Source organism: Acinetobacter pullicarnis, from assembly GCF_006352475.1.
In the GTDB taxonomy this organism is placed as follows: Bacteria; Pseudomonadota; Gammaproteobacteria; order Pseudomonadales; family Moraxellaceae; genus Acinetobacter; species Acinetobacter pullicarnis.
The window spans coordinates 3,679,500-3,693,730 of the sequence record NZ_VCMZ01000001.1 but is presented as its reverse complement, the minus strand read 5'-3'; the positions used below and the strand labels follow the sequence as shown (position 1 = coordinate 3,693,730).

Genomic DNA, 14,231 nt, shown 5'->3' with positions numbered 1-14,231 from the left:
GGCTATTTAATCGGATAATACTGCCTAAGTTCAAGTGTTGTGTGCAAGTAACCTGGGAATCTTGAAATTTAAATAAACAAAACAATGGCTTGATTCGATATAACTTATTTTTGATTCTGTCCTAACGGCATGTCAGATAGTAACCAAATATTTTAAAATATCGGCTATAACTGACTTAACTTATGAAGAAAATCATTGTATTTAGGACTTTATGCTAACAAAGTATGCATAGCTGAATTGCTAAACTGTGTGATACAAAGAAAACAATTATTCATTGGAGTTTGTCGAATGTCGCATCAAATTCATGCTGTTAGCCAAAAAAAATTAGCACTCGGTCGTTCAATTCTGATGGCTGCTGCATTGTTCGGGACCACACAATTTGCCGTAGCAGGACCAACAGTCGATCAGCTCAGTGATTGTTTGGTCAAAGCGACTACTGCGACGGATAAAACCACAGTACTGCAATGGACCTTTGTGGCGTTGTCTACCCATCCCGATTTAAAAAGCTTTAGCAATGTGACGGATACGCAGAAAAACCAATTAGATCAAAAGTTTGCACAAGTGGTACAGCGAGTGATTGTAGATCAGTGTGCAGCACAAACCAAAGCAGTGATTCAGGCTGAAGGCTTGCAGGCGGTTGGCGATAGTTTCCAACAATTGGGTCGTGCCACTGGGGAAGAAATTTTGCAGAACCCTGAAGTGAAACAACAATTAAAAGGCGTGATCCGCTATGTTGACCTGAATAAATTGGTCGTGACATTTTTAACACCAGATGTGTTTTCGAAGTTGGGATTGTCTAGATAGATTTGGTGGGTAGTTTTTGATTTATATTCTTGATTTTATTTTTAAATCCCTTGCAACCTCCCTTTTTCAAAGGGAGGAGCATTGCATGTCAAACTCAGTTTGACATGCAATGAAAGGTCGCCTCTTTGAAAAGATAAGCCATATATGGCGTAAGAAGAGGGGATTTGATTGTTCTACTGCTCAGCGATGGAATAATAATGTATTTGGCGTCCCACCGTACGACGGTGGAACGAGAAATTCATATATTATATGCATTGCAGAGAATCTTATTTAATTTTAGCCCATTCCATAGATAGTCTTTTCTTGAAACTTTGTTTCTTATCTTTTTTACATTCCTGAACGATAATCGGAGTAACTTTTGCAATACCTTGTGTATCGATTATCTGATTTTCTACACCTTTATTATTCATGTTTAAAGCTATAGTTACTCCAATAGCAGTGGGCTGATAGGTTTCATCTAATGCAAGGAAGTCCTCACATGTCCAACTGTTTACTGGTTTTTTAACGGGTGCTGCATTTACAAAAAGTGGAGTTAATGCGACGCAGGATAAAATAATGATAGATAGTTTTTTCATTTTTTATGAGTCTCTGAAAAGTATATTAAAGGTATTATAGGTTGTGCTTATTGAACTATAACCTTACTTAAGATACTTAATTCTCACGCTAAAAATGTATACGATTATTAATAATATATATCTGAACTGTTACATAAACTAGAATCCAGTGGGCGTTGAGGTGTACTGATAAAATCAAAACTTATTTAACTTCTTATCTCATCTGCGAAACGCGATTGTAAATCCATAATAGCAATGTCAGTTTTGCGGGACTAATACATTTTAAAATATTCATGTGAGCGAATCTCTAAAACCACCTCTACAAACTCAAAAATCCCCACACGAACGGGGATTTTTCATTTAAGCTTTCGCTTTAAACTAAAACTTATATACGTTCGATAATGGTCGCGATACCTAGACCGATATGCGTATCAAACTAAGTATGACATGCAATGAAAATCCCCCTCTTTGGAAAGAGGGGTTAGGGGAGATTTGATTGATCAAGTATCTGACTAATATGCATTGTGATGATTTGGCAGACCAAATCTGTTTCCAACAAAATCTGGCGATTATTAAAGCGTAAAACACACAGTCCCAACTGAGACAAAGCGTGATCCCTGATTTGATCTGCGCCTAAACCTTCTGCTGTGTAATGTTGGCTACCATCGCATTCAATTCAGCCTTTTTAAAGCAATCCCTCCCAACCTCCCTTTTTCAAAGGGAGGAGCGTTGCGTATTAAACTGAGTATGATATTCAATGAAAATCCCCCTCTTTTTCAAAGAGGGGCTAGGGGAGATTTGATTGATCAAGTATCTGACTAATATGCATTGTGATGATTTGGCAGACCAAATCTGTTTCCAACAAAATCTGGCGATTATCAAAGCATAAAACACACAGTCCCAACTGAGACAAAGCATGATCCCTGATTTGATCTGCGCCTAAACCATCTGCTGTGTAATGTTGGCTACCATCGCATTCGATTCAGCTTTTTTAAAGCAATCCCTCGCTTTACGCAGCGATGCTGCTCACCTTTTCAAAGGGAGGAGCGTTGCGTATCAAACTAAGTATGACATGCAATGAAAATCCCCCTCTTTTTTAAAGAGGGGCTAGGGGAGATTTGATTGATCAAGTATCTGACTAATATGCATTGCAATGATTTGGCAGACCAAATCTGTTTCCAACAAAATCTGGCGATTATCAAAGCGTAAAACACACAGTCCCAACTGAGACAAAGCGTGATCCCTGATTTGATCTGCGCCTAAACCATCTGCTGTGTAATGTTGGCTACCATCGCATTCAATAATCAGTTTTGCCGTAGGGCAATAGAAGTCGACGATGAAATTCAGTAAGGGTTTTTGTCGATAAAACTGCATGCCTAATATTTGTTTACGCTTTAATCGCTGCCACAGTCTTTGTTCAGCCTCAGTCATTTGATTACGTAAATTTCGAGAAGGTTGTTTGAGATATTTATTATAGTTTTCCATCATTGTTATTTATGCATAAATAAATTCAAGTTTGTTGTGAAGCTGATGCTAAGTCAGGCTTATTTTTGTTGGTATCCGGTATTTGTTGATCACTACAAATCAGCCTTTTTAAAGCAATCCATCCTTGCGCAGCAGTGCTGCTCAGCCTTTTTAAAGCAATCCCTGCCAACCTCCCTTTTTCAAAGGGAGGAGCGTTGTGTATCAAACTGAGTATGACATGCAATGAAAATCCCCCTCTTTGGAAAAGATGAGCCATATATGGCGTAAAAGGGGAGATTTGATTGATGACGTGAGCCATATATGGCGCATTTTCTCTGACTAGAGCATTAATTAAGTGATTGATTAATATGTACTTATGATAAAGGTGCAAATGATGTTGAATTGAAAGAACAAACTATTGAGTATCTTTTTGAAAAATATAAAAATAGTTTTGATTGGATAGATAGGGTTGATAACGGGCTTTATATTTCATATGAATCATCTAATGATTCTATCCAAGGCATTTATAGTTATTCTCTAGGAGCAACAGTTTCATTTACGAGTAATGAAGTTAGGAAAGCTGAAACAAAAATTCGTTTTCCAAATCTCTAAAAAATTTCTATTTAACCTAAAGTCTCTGATGCGAAACGCGATTGTAAATCCAAAATAGAAATGTCCGTTTTAAAATATTCATGTGAGTGAATCTCTAAAACCGCATCTACAAACAAAAGAATCCCCACTACTGCGGGGATTCTTCATTTCAGCTTTAGTTTAAAACTAAAACTTACACACGTTCGATAATGGTCGCGATACCTTGACCTAGACCGATACACATGGTGGCAAGACCGATTTGCGTGTCTTGTTGTTCCATCACGTTAAGTAGGGTGGTCGTGATACGAGCACCAGAGCAACCCAATGGGTGACCCAGTGCAATTGCACCGCCGTTCATGTTGATGATGTCTTGCTTTTCATAAATGCCAAGACCTTTCATTACAGATAGACCTTGTGCAGCAAAGGCTTCATTCAACTCGATGGTTTGAATGTCATTCATGCTGAGGCCAGCACGTGCAAGTGCTTTTTGTGTTGCAGGAACAGGACCAAAGCCCATGATCGCAGCATCACAACCTGCAACCGCCATAGAGCGAATCACAGCACGTGGTTTAAGACCAAGTTCTTGCGCACGTTGCGCTGACATCAATAACATTGCAGAAGCACCATCAGACAAAGCTGAAGACGTCGCTGCTGTTACTGTACCGCCTTTAGGATCAAAGGCTGGGCGTAGGCCACGGAAAGCTTCAATGTTGGCATCTGGACGAATCACTTCATCGATGTCACACAAGATTTTAAAGCCATCTGCATTGTGTCCTTCAACACCAATAATTTCGTTTTTAAAACGACCTTCTTGGGTTGCAGCCCAAGCGCGACGATGTGATTCAACACCGAATGCATCTTGTTCTTCACGGCTAATGCCATTCATACGACCTAACAATTCGGCAGTTAAGCCCATCATGTTAGATGCTTTCGCATAATGCTTAGAGGCTTCTGGGTTGAGGTCGATGCCGTGCATCATATTGACGTGGCCCATATGCTCTACACCACCAACGATGAAAATATCACCTTGGTTGGTTGCAATTTGTGCTGCTGCAGTGTGGATTGACTGCATTGAAGAACCACATAAACGGTTCACGGTTTGACCCGCAACTGTTTTAGGCAAATCAGCCAATAACACGATGTTACGGCCAATGTTCATGCCTTGTTCGAGGGTTTGGTTAACACAACCCCAGATCAGGTCTTCAACTTCATTGGTATCAAACTGGTTACGAGCAACTAAGGCACGTACTAATTCAGCAGATAAGCTGTCAGCACGTACATTGCGGAACATACCATTTTTGGTTTTGCCCATGGCAGAACGTACACCATCAACGATGACAACGTCACGTGGATTTAAAGTAGCCATTCACGTTGCTCCTTAACCGTAGAATTTTTGGTTGTTTGCAGCCATGTCACGCAACATCTGTGGCGCTTCATAAGCCTTACCTAAGTGTGCGTACTTGTCGCAAAGCGCAACGTATTCAGCAACACCTGTTTGGTCGATATAACGACATGGACCACCGCGGAATGGTGGGAAACCAATACCCATGATCATGGCCATATCGGCTTCAGATGCAGTCGCAACGATTTTGTCTTCTAAGCAACGTACTGTTTCATTGCAAAGCGCCAACATCATACGATCAATGATTTCTTGTGCATCGAACTCATGTTTTTCAGTGGTCGCCATTGAAGCAACAAGTTCATAGGCTGTTGGATCGATGGTTTTGGCTTTTTTGCCTTTACGATCAAGTTCGTATTTGTAGAAACCAATGTCGTTCTTTTGACCGAGACGTTTGTTTTCATACATCAACTCAATCGCACCTTTGAAGTCAGGCTTCATGCGATCTGGGAAACCTTCCGCCATCACTTCTGCGCCATGCACACCGGTATCGATACCAACCACGTCGATCAGGTAAGCAGGACCCATAGGCCAGCCGAAACGCTCCATGACTTTGTCGACTTGTTGGAAGTCAGCACCGTCTTTTAGCAATAAGTCGAACGCACCAAAGTAAGGGAACAAGACACGGTTCACGAGGAAGCCTGGGCAGTCGTTCACAACGATTGGGGTTTTACCCATTTTCTGCGCAAGCACAACGGTGGTTGCAATCGCTTCAGCAGAAGTTTTCTCACCACGAATGACTTCAACCAATGGCATCATGTGCACTGGGTTAAAGAAATGCATACCGACAAAGTTTTCAGGACGTTTTAGCGATTCAGCTAAACGTGTGATTGAAATGGTTGAGGTATTTGAAGCAATGATGGTGTTGTCACGAACTTTACTTTCAGTTTCTGCAAGTACAGCTGCTTTAATTTTTGGATTTTCAGTCACCGCTTCAATCACGATATCGACTTCTTTAAACTCATCAAAGCTTAAGGTTGGACGAATACGCGCAAGGGTTTCACCCATTTTAGCCGCGGTCATTTTTTTGCGTTCAACTTGCTTGGTCAGCAATTTGTTCGCTTCGTTCATGCCGAGAGCCAATTGTGGATTACCAATATCTTTCATGATAATTGGTGTGCCTTTGCTTGCCGCTTGGTAAGCAATACCGCCACCCATGATTCCTGCGCCAAGAACGGCTGCTTGATTCACTGGATGCGCACCTTTTTCATGGTGCTTCGAGGTTTTTTTCACGATTTGGTCGTTAATAAAGAGACCAATCAAAGCGCCTGCTTGTGGGGTCACCGCAGCTTTGGCAAAACCTTGTGCTTCAATTTTTAAAGCGTCATCACGTGACAAGCTTGAAGAAGCCTGCAAGGAATCAAGCAATAATTTTGGTGCTGGATATTGTGCAGGGTTGGCTTTTGCAAGAACCACACCTTTTGCAGCATTAAATGCCATCATTTGTTCGATTGGGCTAAGCTTCACAGGATCAAGTTTTTCTTGACGTTTAGCTTTCCAATCTAGGCGACCAGCGATGGCTTGTTTCACCAAGTCAACAGCAGCTGCTTGTAATTTGTCTGCAGCAACAACCGCATCAACCGCACCATCTTTGAGTGCAGCAGCAGCGCGTTTCGGTGCAGCCATTGCCATCCATTCAATGGCGTTGTCGATACCGATTAAACGGCTTAGACGAACCGTACCACCGAAACCAGGGAAGATCCCGAGTTTGATTTCTGGCAGGCCAACTTGTGCAGTATCTGACATCACACGATAGTCACATACTAAGCACATCTCGAAGCCGCCGCCCAATGCCATACCATTGATTGCAGCAACTTTAGGAATATCTAAATCTTCAAAACTATTAAAAATATCATGAACAGGCTGAGCCCATTCAACAATGGCTTGCTCGCCTTGGGCAAAATTATCCCCAAATTCGGTGATATCAGCACCAACGATAAATGTAGATTTTCCGCTGCTCACGATTAAGCCTTTAATACTTTGATCTGCTTTCACAGCAGCAATCGCAGCTTTAAAATCGTCTAATGTCGCACGGTTGAATTTATTGACCGACTCACCTTGTAAGTCAAAGCGGAATTCTGCAATTCCGTCCGAAAGCATTTGGACGGTAATGACATTGCCAGCGTGGATCATGCCCTGATCTCCTTTCTTGGAGGACTTCTAAGTTGATGTTTTGAAGCGTGTATGCGATTTGCGCACACAATTCTGCTTCACTAATCTTACGATAACTATAGCGAAAAAGAATAGAACAAGTTGTATCAAGCCGTGACGCAAGGGTCATCTATTTTTTTCATGAAAATACAAATTGCTTCGTTGCTACAATCTGAGCACCTAAGCACAGTTTGGTTAAGTATTATGTTTCAATTGATATTTTTTAAATTTCAGCACTTTATTTTGTGACATTTTGAATTATCACGCAGGCACTTACTCTGTAGTCTTTTTGTCAAAAAGGTCAATTGCCAGTTTAAAAAGGGAAGGCCATGCGCTGTTATGGATAACAATGTAGAGCGGATGCGCTGCTTCATTGGATTGCGTTTGAATTTATAAACCAGTCTGCGCTCTACAGAAAAAAACATAAGTAATGCAAGTTACATTTAATATGGACGGTAGATAAGCCGAATTTCAAAGCTAAAATCGTGATAACTCAATATTATTCCGATATTAATTAAATTATAAAATGATAGGTTTTCACATATGAACAACCTTTCGAGGAATTTATTTTTTTGAAATTCAAACTTGGCATTATGTTAGCTTATTTTAATTATTTTAGAGTTTGAGCGTTACTTTGCTCTCAAATTTCATGGACAGAATATTCTGAAAGGATTTATTTATGCAGTACCCTGCAGATCAGCAAGACCAACGTTTTTTTGGACACCCCAAACCACTCAAAGGTCTTTTCTTTACAGAATTATGGGAACGTTTTTCTTTTTATGGTATCCGGCCAATCCTGATCTTATACATGGCGGCAATGGTGATTGATGGTGGTTTAGGCCTCAATCGTGCAGATGCAGCCGCCATTGTTGGGATCTTTGCTGGGTCGATGTATTTATTAACTATTTTGGGTGGTTGGATTGCCGACAATTGGCTAGGGCAGGCCAGATCAGTTTGGTATGGCTCAATTATTATTGCATTGGGTCATCTTTCCATCGCGCTGAATGCTTTTTTAGATTCATTCTTTTTTTATTTCGGGTTGATCCTGATTGCAGCGGGTACAGGGCTATTTAAAACCTGTATTTCCGTTATCGTCGGTACCTTATATGCCGCGCAAGATTCACGTCGAGATGCGGGTTTTTCGATTTTTTATATGGGCATTAATATTGGTGCGTTCTTGGCACCATTAATAACTGGATTACTGATTCAAGATAACGGTTGGCATTGGGGTTTTGCGATTGGTGGGGTGGGCATGTTGGTTGCACTGCTGATTTTCCGCTTTATCGCGACACCGCAATTGTTGGAAAATAGTGCCAAGTACGGTACCGATCAAAGTTGGAATACGGTGGTTGCTTATAACCCACGCGCGCCAAAAATTGTGGCGGTGATTGTGGCGATTGCTGCAGTGATGATTACATTGGTTAGCATGGGTGTGATTCAGATCGAGCCTGTTCTCTTTGCAACGTATTTAACCGTCATCATTTGTCTATGTATGGTCGGTTATTTCGGATACCTATTATTTTTCGCCTCACTCAAGCGCAAAGAACAATATCAAATTGTGGTGTGTTTTATTTTATTATTGGCAGCGGCATTATTTTGGTCGGCCTTTGAGCAGAAACCAACCTCATTTAATTTATTCGCACATGATTATACCAATCGTCAGTTTTTTGGATTTGAAATTCCAACACTTTGGTTTCAATCAGTTAACGCGCTCTTTATCATTACTTGTGCACCACTTGCCGCATGGCTTTGGGTTAAATTGGGCCGTGCCAATAAAGATCCGAGCTATATAGTTAAGTTTGTGATTGCACTGCTGTTGGCAGGCGCAGGTTTTGTGATGATGGCGATGGCCAGCCAATCGGTGATTGAGCATGGTCAGCTGGTTTCACCTTTATGGATTATCAGTAGCATGTTGCTATTAACGCTAGGTGAATTGTGTTTAAGCCCAGTCGGTTTATCTGCCATGACCAAATTGGCACCCGCTATTATTCGCGGACAAGTCATGGGACTCTGGTTTACTGCTTCGGCTTTAGGCAACTTGATGGCAGGATTAATTGCGAGTAAAGCCACCACACTGGCCATTGTAGATCTGCCGAATTTATTCATGAAATGTACAATTTCATTGGTGATTGGCGCCATCTTGTTATTCTTATTAAGAGGCCCGATTAAAAAGCTGATGGCAACAGAACCATCTCCATCCCCATCTCAAGAGGCATGATGAATAGCATGAATATTCCAGAGAAATTACAACGACTGCGCCTACAAATGCAGAAAGAGGCGACGGATGCGCTGATCATCATGAGTGCAGATCCGCATATGTCGGAGTACTTGCCCGATCATTGGAAAATTAGACAATGGATTACCGGTTTCACAGGCTCTGTGGGCACGATTGTGATCACGCAAGATTTTGCTGGATTATGGGTCGATGGTCGTTATTGGGTGCAAGCTGAACAACAATTGGCAGGCACGGGCTTTGTTTTACAAAAGCTCAGTCATGCACCTGAAACAACCCATTTGGCATGGCTAAAACAGCATTTAGCTCCCCAAAGCTGTATTGCTGTCGATGGCCAAAGCATTTCCATCCAAGCCTATCAAGCCTTAAAGCAATTGGCTGAGCAGTATCAATTTAATTTAAATTTGGACAGTACTGCGATTGCAAGCATTTGGACCGATCGTCCAGCTTTACCCGTAGCACCGATACGGAGTATGTCTTCCGAATTAAATGATTTGAGTGTGCAAGATAAAATTGCCAAAGTTCGTTTAGCGCTCTGCACCGCACTGGCCGATGCACATTTTATTTCGAGCTTGGATGATATTGCATGGTTGCTCAATAGCCGTGGCGGAGATATCGCATACAATCCAGTGTTTCTTGCCCATGTGTATATCGATCGCGCACAGGTGATTGTATTTATTGATGCTGCGAAGCTTAGTGCGACCCAGCAACAGCTATTTGCAACGGCGGGGATTCAGCTGAAAGCTTATACGGATAGCAGCGTATTTCTAAATCAAATCAAAGCGCAGCGGATTTTACTCGATCCCGCCAAAGTCTCTTTACAACATTTGCAGGCGCTTACAGCAACATGCCAGCCCGTTTTTGATATCAATCCAACTACACTTTTTAAGGCGCAAAAACAGCCGTCAGAAATTGCGCATGTACGTCAGGCGATGCTCAAAGATGGGATTGCGCTATGTCAGTTTTTTGCATGGTTAGAGCAAACTTTAGAATTTAAAGCAAGCCTGAGCGAACTTGATATTGATGAAAAACTTACGGCCTTCCGTGCAGCTCAACCAGGTTTTTTGGGACTGAGTTTTGCGACGATTGCGGGCTTTAATGCCAATGGGGCTTTGCCACATTATCGAGCGACGGCTGAAGACTATGCAATGATCGAAGGCAATGGCTTGTTGCTGATTGACTCTGGTGCGCAATATCTTGAAGGTACGACAGATATTACCCGTGTGGTTGCCGTAGGGCAGGTCTCTGCTGAACAAAAACGTGACTATACCTTGGTGTTAAAAGCGCATATTGCTTTGGCTGGGGTGAGTTTCCCAGAAGGGATTGCAGCCCCATTACTGGACGCCATTCCACGTCAAGTGCTGTGGCAGCAGGCTTTGGATTATCGTCATGGAACAGGGCATGGGGTTGGTTTTGCCTTGAATGTGCATGAAGGCCCACAGGTATTGTCTTATTACGCGCCAATTACCGCTTATTCAGGTATGCGTGAAGGCATGATTACCTCGAATGAACCAGGGCTCTATCATGAAGGTCATTATGGAATTCGAATTGAAAATCTGGTGGTCAATCAAGTCAAAGAAACTGAGCAACAGCAGTATGGCCAGTTCTTAAATTTTGAAACGCTTACCCTATGTCCGATTCATCAAGCCAGTATCGAACGCGATATGCTGACTTTTGCTGAAAAACAATGGTTGAATGAATACCACGAAATGGTTCGCACCCGCCTTGCACCGCATTTACACGGCGAAGCTTTAGACTGGTTGATTGCTCAGACCGCTGTAATTGTCTGAACCCCATACAGCAACATCCTTCCATCAAAAAAACGGCTGAATAATTCAGCCGTTTTTGATTGTGTTTCTCAATCTTAAATAAAGTGAAGCATATGTGCACCTGATTGCATTTTAAAGTGTGATGTTCGATTGCACAGCATCCCTTCGCGCGATAAACCACCAATAAGTAAATATGCAAGTGATAATTATTTACAACTAGAATAAATTGGTTTACTTTCGCAAGTGTTGTTTCGGGTTCTAAAAAAAGTTGGATTTCAAAAACAAAAAACGATATCCAATTTCTCCTCTTTTTATAATTTATCTATTTAAATATAAGTGGATGGGGGAAGCTGTTGCCTAAATTTACAGTTGCTAGATTAGGTGGGAAATTTGATTAAAAACGGATGATTGAGTCGTGTTGTTTAACATTCAGCGCGAACGTTTGCCGTGCTTTGAGTTTCAGCAGCATCATTCATTGAAATTTATATTTAGAGTTCAATTCAGGCAGTAATTGATCTAATGAACTATTGTTATATCCAACATGGCAGTTCCAAATTCGGTTATATCGGTGCAACGCATGTCCGCTTAGATGCGTTTAAAATTCCATATCGGACGATTATATTCTGTTTGATGTCGGGAGCTTATGTTGCTACTGCCGAAGCAAATCAGCAGATTGAAAAGCATCCTCAAGCGGTTGTTACAACAGCAAATCTGCCTGAGAAATCATCACTGCAACAGGAAGTTGTACCCACATCGCAACTGGGGATTGTGCAGTTGCAAACCATTGTGGTGAAAGCCGAGGCACAACCAGGACTAGATGCTATTTCTCAACAAGCATTGACACGTTTTGCACCGATTTCAGCGGGAGATTTGTTGAAAGGGCAAGCCAGTGTGCAATTGGGTGATTCACGCAATGGCGGTGCCTTGGATGTCAATATTCGGGGGGTGCAAGGGCAAAACCGTGTTGCTGTCACAGTGGACGGTGCGCAACAATCTTTAGAGGTCTATCGGGGCTATTCGGGCAGTCAAAATCGTAGTTATATCGATCCCTTACTGATCAGCTCGATTGAGATTGAAAAAGGCCCATCGGCTAAAGCTGGCGGGGCGATTGGCGGTACAGTTGCGATGCAAAGTCTTGGCGTTCAAGATATTTTGCGTGATGGCAAAAACACAGGTGTGCGCCTGACGGGAACGTTGGGAAACAATGGGCGAAAGCCTGTTCGCCAACCCACCCAAAATGATCCAAACATTGCCTTAAAGGTTGAGACCTCAAAGCACCAAGGTGATCTCAGTAGCGCGCAATCACGCTCTGGCAGTATTGCGGCAGCTTGGCAGAATGAGAAAATCGACTTTGTAGCGGCCTATGCCGAGCGAGTACAGGGTAATTATTTTGCTGGGCAACAGGGTCGCGACCGTTATCGGCTGTTTGATCAAAATGGCAAAGAACAAGACAGTGTCGCGAAAATTTATGCGGCAGGTGAGGAGGTACTGAACTCCTCGTCAAATACTCAATCGTTATTACTCAAGTCCGTGGTTCGACCTGCCGATGCGCATCGAATTCAGCTGAGCTATATGAATTTTCGCAGTCAGTTTGGCGATGTGATGCCGTCGGATATCATCCGTTCGAGTCTGGCCAATTTGAATCAATATCCGCTAAGTTCAAATCGGATCAATCACTTTGCATCGCAATATCAATATCGACCTGCACAAAATGATTGGATTGATTTGGATATGAGCCTTTGGATGAATCATGCCAAAACCAATCAATTGAGTGCTTCTTTTTTTAGCCCCACCAGTCAGTTATTCCGCAAGGATCGCGCATGGTCTCCGCAACAAAATAATCGCTACGGTCTAGAGCTGAGCAATAAAATCAAATTGAATAATCGTTGGGGAGATTTTGTTTTAACCCTCGGTGGTGCTGCGCAATATGAGCGCTTAAAACCACAGTCGACGGTGCTGATCAGCCAAAATGATCAACACGAAAATAAAATGATGCGCGATGCCGAGCGTAAGCAATATCATCTCTCAATGAAACTGGATTACCATCCTACAGATGCACTGCATTTATGGAGTGGTCTCAATTTTAGTCAAAATCAGATTCGCGATCATAATCGAAGCGCGCGCCCGATTCGTGAAAACCGTGAAGTCAGACAAATTGAAGTGAATGATGAAAAATCAGCACATTCGGGTTATATGTATTGGTTCCCAGATAAAAATGGTGAATACACTGCAGCAACTGACCCACGTTTAAATAATGGTTTGGTATTTAAAGATTCAAACAATCCCTTAAAAGGCGTAAGTTTTAGTGCATTAAGTCAAGATGCCAGCACCACCGCATATGATCCAGAACGCCTCGATTTGATTACGGGCTTTACACTGAGTCAGCAGCCTGAGCAAAAGTTTGATGGGATTGCGCCGCATTTTGGTGTGGATTATAAAATCTCCGACACAACGCATTTATATAGTCAGTACACGGCGCAAAATCGTTTGCCTTCTTTATTTGAAACCAGTTTGGGTACGCATCAAGTGATGCCCGGTCAGCAGTTAAAACCTGAGACAGCACAAAACTGGGAAGTCGGTATGCAGTTTGATGACCAGCAAGGATTAATGGCAAAACTGAATTATTTTAATAATAAAATCGATCACTTTATTACGCGTTATTATGACCCGAGCAAGATGGGGTTAATGACCTTTAGTAATATGGATCATTTTAAGAGCAGTGGGATTGAGCTGCAAAGTAAATATGATCAAGGCGATTTCTTTGCCGAAGTTTCGGCAACACGTTATCTTAAAATTGAATCGTGTGATGCAGCATTTGCAAAGCATCTTCGTGAAACCGCCAGCAGTTATCAAAAGACTGAAAATACTCCAAACTGTACCCATGGTGGTTTTATGGGGTCTTATTTAAATGCACAGAATCCGCCCCGATTTTCTACAAATTTAACTTTAGGCGCGCGCTTATTGGATCAGCGTTTGGTTTTTGGCGGACGTTATACCTATAGTGCTGCAGCAATGAATACCCTGAATAAACCGTGGCAAACCGGTGCAACCACGCCACAGATGAAATATCAGTCTGTGGGGATTATCGATTTATTTGCAGACTATAAAATGAATCAACATGCAGCGCTGAATTTTTCTTTGCAAAACCTGGCCAATCGTTATTATCTAGATCCTTTGGCTTTAAGCTATATGCCAGCACCCGGGCGGACGATCAGTTTGGGATTTAAGCTATTTTTTTAAGCTTTAATCTAGGCTGAACGTGATTG

Annotated in this window: 12 protein-coding genes; 5 read left to right on the top strand and 7 right to left on the bottom strand. The window is 42.1% G+C overall.

Features of this window, described 5'->3' with window-relative positions; translation table 11 throughout:
• The first annotated feature begins 288 nt into the window (after window positions 1-288).
• The gene (locus FD716_RS16575; protein ID WP_139853335.1) at window positions 289-804 is read left to right on the top strand and encodes a DUF2066 domain-containing protein; all 516 of its coding nucleotides are present in this window, start codon (window positions 289-291) and stop codon (window positions 802-804) included.
• A 266-nt stretch (window positions 805-1,070) separates the two neighbouring features.
• On the opposite strand, the gene hdeA is transcribed toward FD716_RS16575, so the two are convergent.
• The 5 genes from hdeA to FD716_RS16550 all read right to left on the bottom strand — a co-directional run bounded on the left by hdeA (window position 1,071) and on the right by FD716_RS16550 (window position 3,141).
• Window positions 1,071-1,379 carry an acid-activated periplasmic chaperone HdeA gene (hdeA, locus tag FD716_RS16570; protein ID WP_139853334.1) on the bottom strand — a complete coding sequence of 103 codons (309 nt, stop codon included), beginning with the start codon at window positions 1,377-1,379 and terminating at the stop codon, window positions 1,071-1,073.
• 460 nt (window positions 1,380-1,839) lie between these two features.
• On the bottom strand, window positions 1,840-2,034 hold the full coding sequence (locus FD716_RS16565) for an endonuclease domain-containing protein (protein WP_139853730.1): 195 nt from the start codon (window positions 2,032-2,034) through the stop codon (window positions 1,840-1,842).
• Window positions 2,035-2,145: 111 nt separating this feature from the next.
• The gene (locus FD716_RS16560; RefSeq protein WP_139853729.1) at window positions 2,146-2,340 is read right to left on the bottom strand and encodes a DUF559 domain-containing protein; all 195 of its coding nucleotides are present in this window, start codon (window positions 2,338-2,340) and stop codon (window positions 2,146-2,148) included.
• 125 nt (window positions 2,341-2,465) lie between these two features.
• Window positions 2,466-2,843, bottom strand: coding sequence for an endonuclease domain-containing protein (locus tag FD716_RS16555; protein WP_139853728.1), 378 nt, complete (start codon window positions 2,841-2,843; stop codon window positions 2,466-2,468).
• Between the two features lie 25 nt (window positions 2,844-2,868).
• Entirely contained in the window at window positions 2,869-3,141 is a 273-nt protein-coding gene (locus FD716_RS16550; RefSeq protein ID WP_139853332.1) for a hypothetical protein, read from the bottom strand.
• Between the two features lie 83 nt (window positions 3,142-3,224).
• Between FD716_RS16550 and FD716_RS16545 the strand changes: the two genes are divergently transcribed.
• Window positions 3,225-3,434, top strand: coding sequence for a hypothetical protein (locus tag FD716_RS16545; RefSeq protein WP_228714967.1), 210 nt, complete (start codon window positions 3,225-3,227; stop codon window positions 3,432-3,434).
• A gap of 172 nt (window positions 3,435-3,606) precedes the next feature.
• Here FD716_RS16545 and fadA read toward each other — a convergent pair whose 3' ends face one another.
• On the bottom strand, window positions 3,607-4,779 hold the full coding sequence (fadA, locus tag FD716_RS16540; RefSeq protein WP_139853330.1) for an acetyl-CoA C-acyltransferase FadA: 1,173 nt from the start codon (window positions 4,777-4,779) through the stop codon (window positions 3,607-3,609).
• 12 nt (window positions 4,780-4,791) lie between these two features.
• Entirely contained in the window at window positions 4,792-6,945 is a 2,154-nt protein-coding gene (fadB, locus tag FD716_RS16535; protein ID WP_139853328.1) for a fatty acid oxidation complex subunit alpha FadB, read from the bottom strand.
• A 697-nt stretch (window positions 6,946-7,642) separates the two neighbouring features.
• Here fadB and FD716_RS16525 point away from each other — a divergent pair.
• The 3 genes from FD716_RS16525 (at window position 7,643) to FD716_RS16515 (ending at window position 14,205) form a co-directional block, all read left to right on the top strand.
• The gene (locus FD716_RS16525; RefSeq protein ID WP_139853326.1) at window positions 7,643-9,181 is read left to right on the top strand and encodes a peptide MFS transporter; all 1,539 of its coding nucleotides are present in this window, start codon (window positions 7,643-7,645) and stop codon (window positions 9,179-9,181) included.
• Window positions 9,181-10,986 carry an aminopeptidase P family protein gene (locus FD716_RS16520; RefSeq protein WP_139853325.1) on the top strand — a complete coding sequence of 602 codons (1,806 nt, stop codon included), beginning with the start codon at window positions 9,181-9,183 and terminating at the stop codon, window positions 10,984-10,986. The genes FD716_RS16525 and FD716_RS16520 overlap by 1 nt, the downstream gene beginning before the upstream one ends.
• Before the next feature lie 498 nt (window positions 10,987-11,484).
• On the top strand, window positions 11,485-14,205 hold the full coding sequence (locus tag FD716_RS16515; protein WP_139853324.1) for a TonB-dependent receptor domain-containing protein: 2,721 nt from the start codon (window positions 11,485-11,487) through the stop codon (window positions 14,203-14,205).
• The last annotated feature ends 26 nt before the right edge of the window (window positions 14,206-14,231 follow it).

Coding starts and splice junctions, on each gene's coding strand:
- FD716_RS16575 (WP_139853335.1), top strand. CDS start 289: ATGTCGCATCAAATTCATGCTGTTAGCCAAAAAAAATTAGCACTCGGT.
- hdeA (WP_139853334.1), bottom strand. CDS start 1,379: ATGAAAAAACTATCTATCATTATTTTATCCTGCGTCGCATTAACTCCA.
- FD716_RS16555 (WP_139853728.1), bottom strand. CDS start 2,843: ATGGAAAACTATAATAAATATCTCAAACAACCTTCTCGAAATTTACGT.
- FD716_RS16550 (WP_139853332.1), bottom strand. CDS start 3,141: ATGGCTCACGTCATCAATCAAATCTCCCCTTTTACGCCATATATGGCT.
- fadA (WP_139853330.1), bottom strand. CDS start 4,779: ATGGCTACTTTAAATCCACGTGACGTTGTCATCGTTGATGGTGTACGT.
- fadB (WP_139853328.1), bottom strand. CDS start 6,945: ATGATCCACGCTGGCAATGTCATTACCGTCCAAATGCTTTCGGACGGA.
- FD716_RS16525 (WP_139853326.1), top strand. CDS start 7,643: ATGCAGTACCCTGCAGATCAGCAAGACCAACGTTTTTTTGGACACCCC.
- FD716_RS16520 (WP_139853325.1), top strand. CDS start 9,181: ATGAATAGCATGAATATTCCAGAGAAATTACAACGACTGCGCCTACAA.
- FD716_RS16515 (WP_139853324.1), top strand. CDS start 11,485: ATGAACTATTGTTATATCCAACATGGCAGTTCCAAATTCGGTTATATC.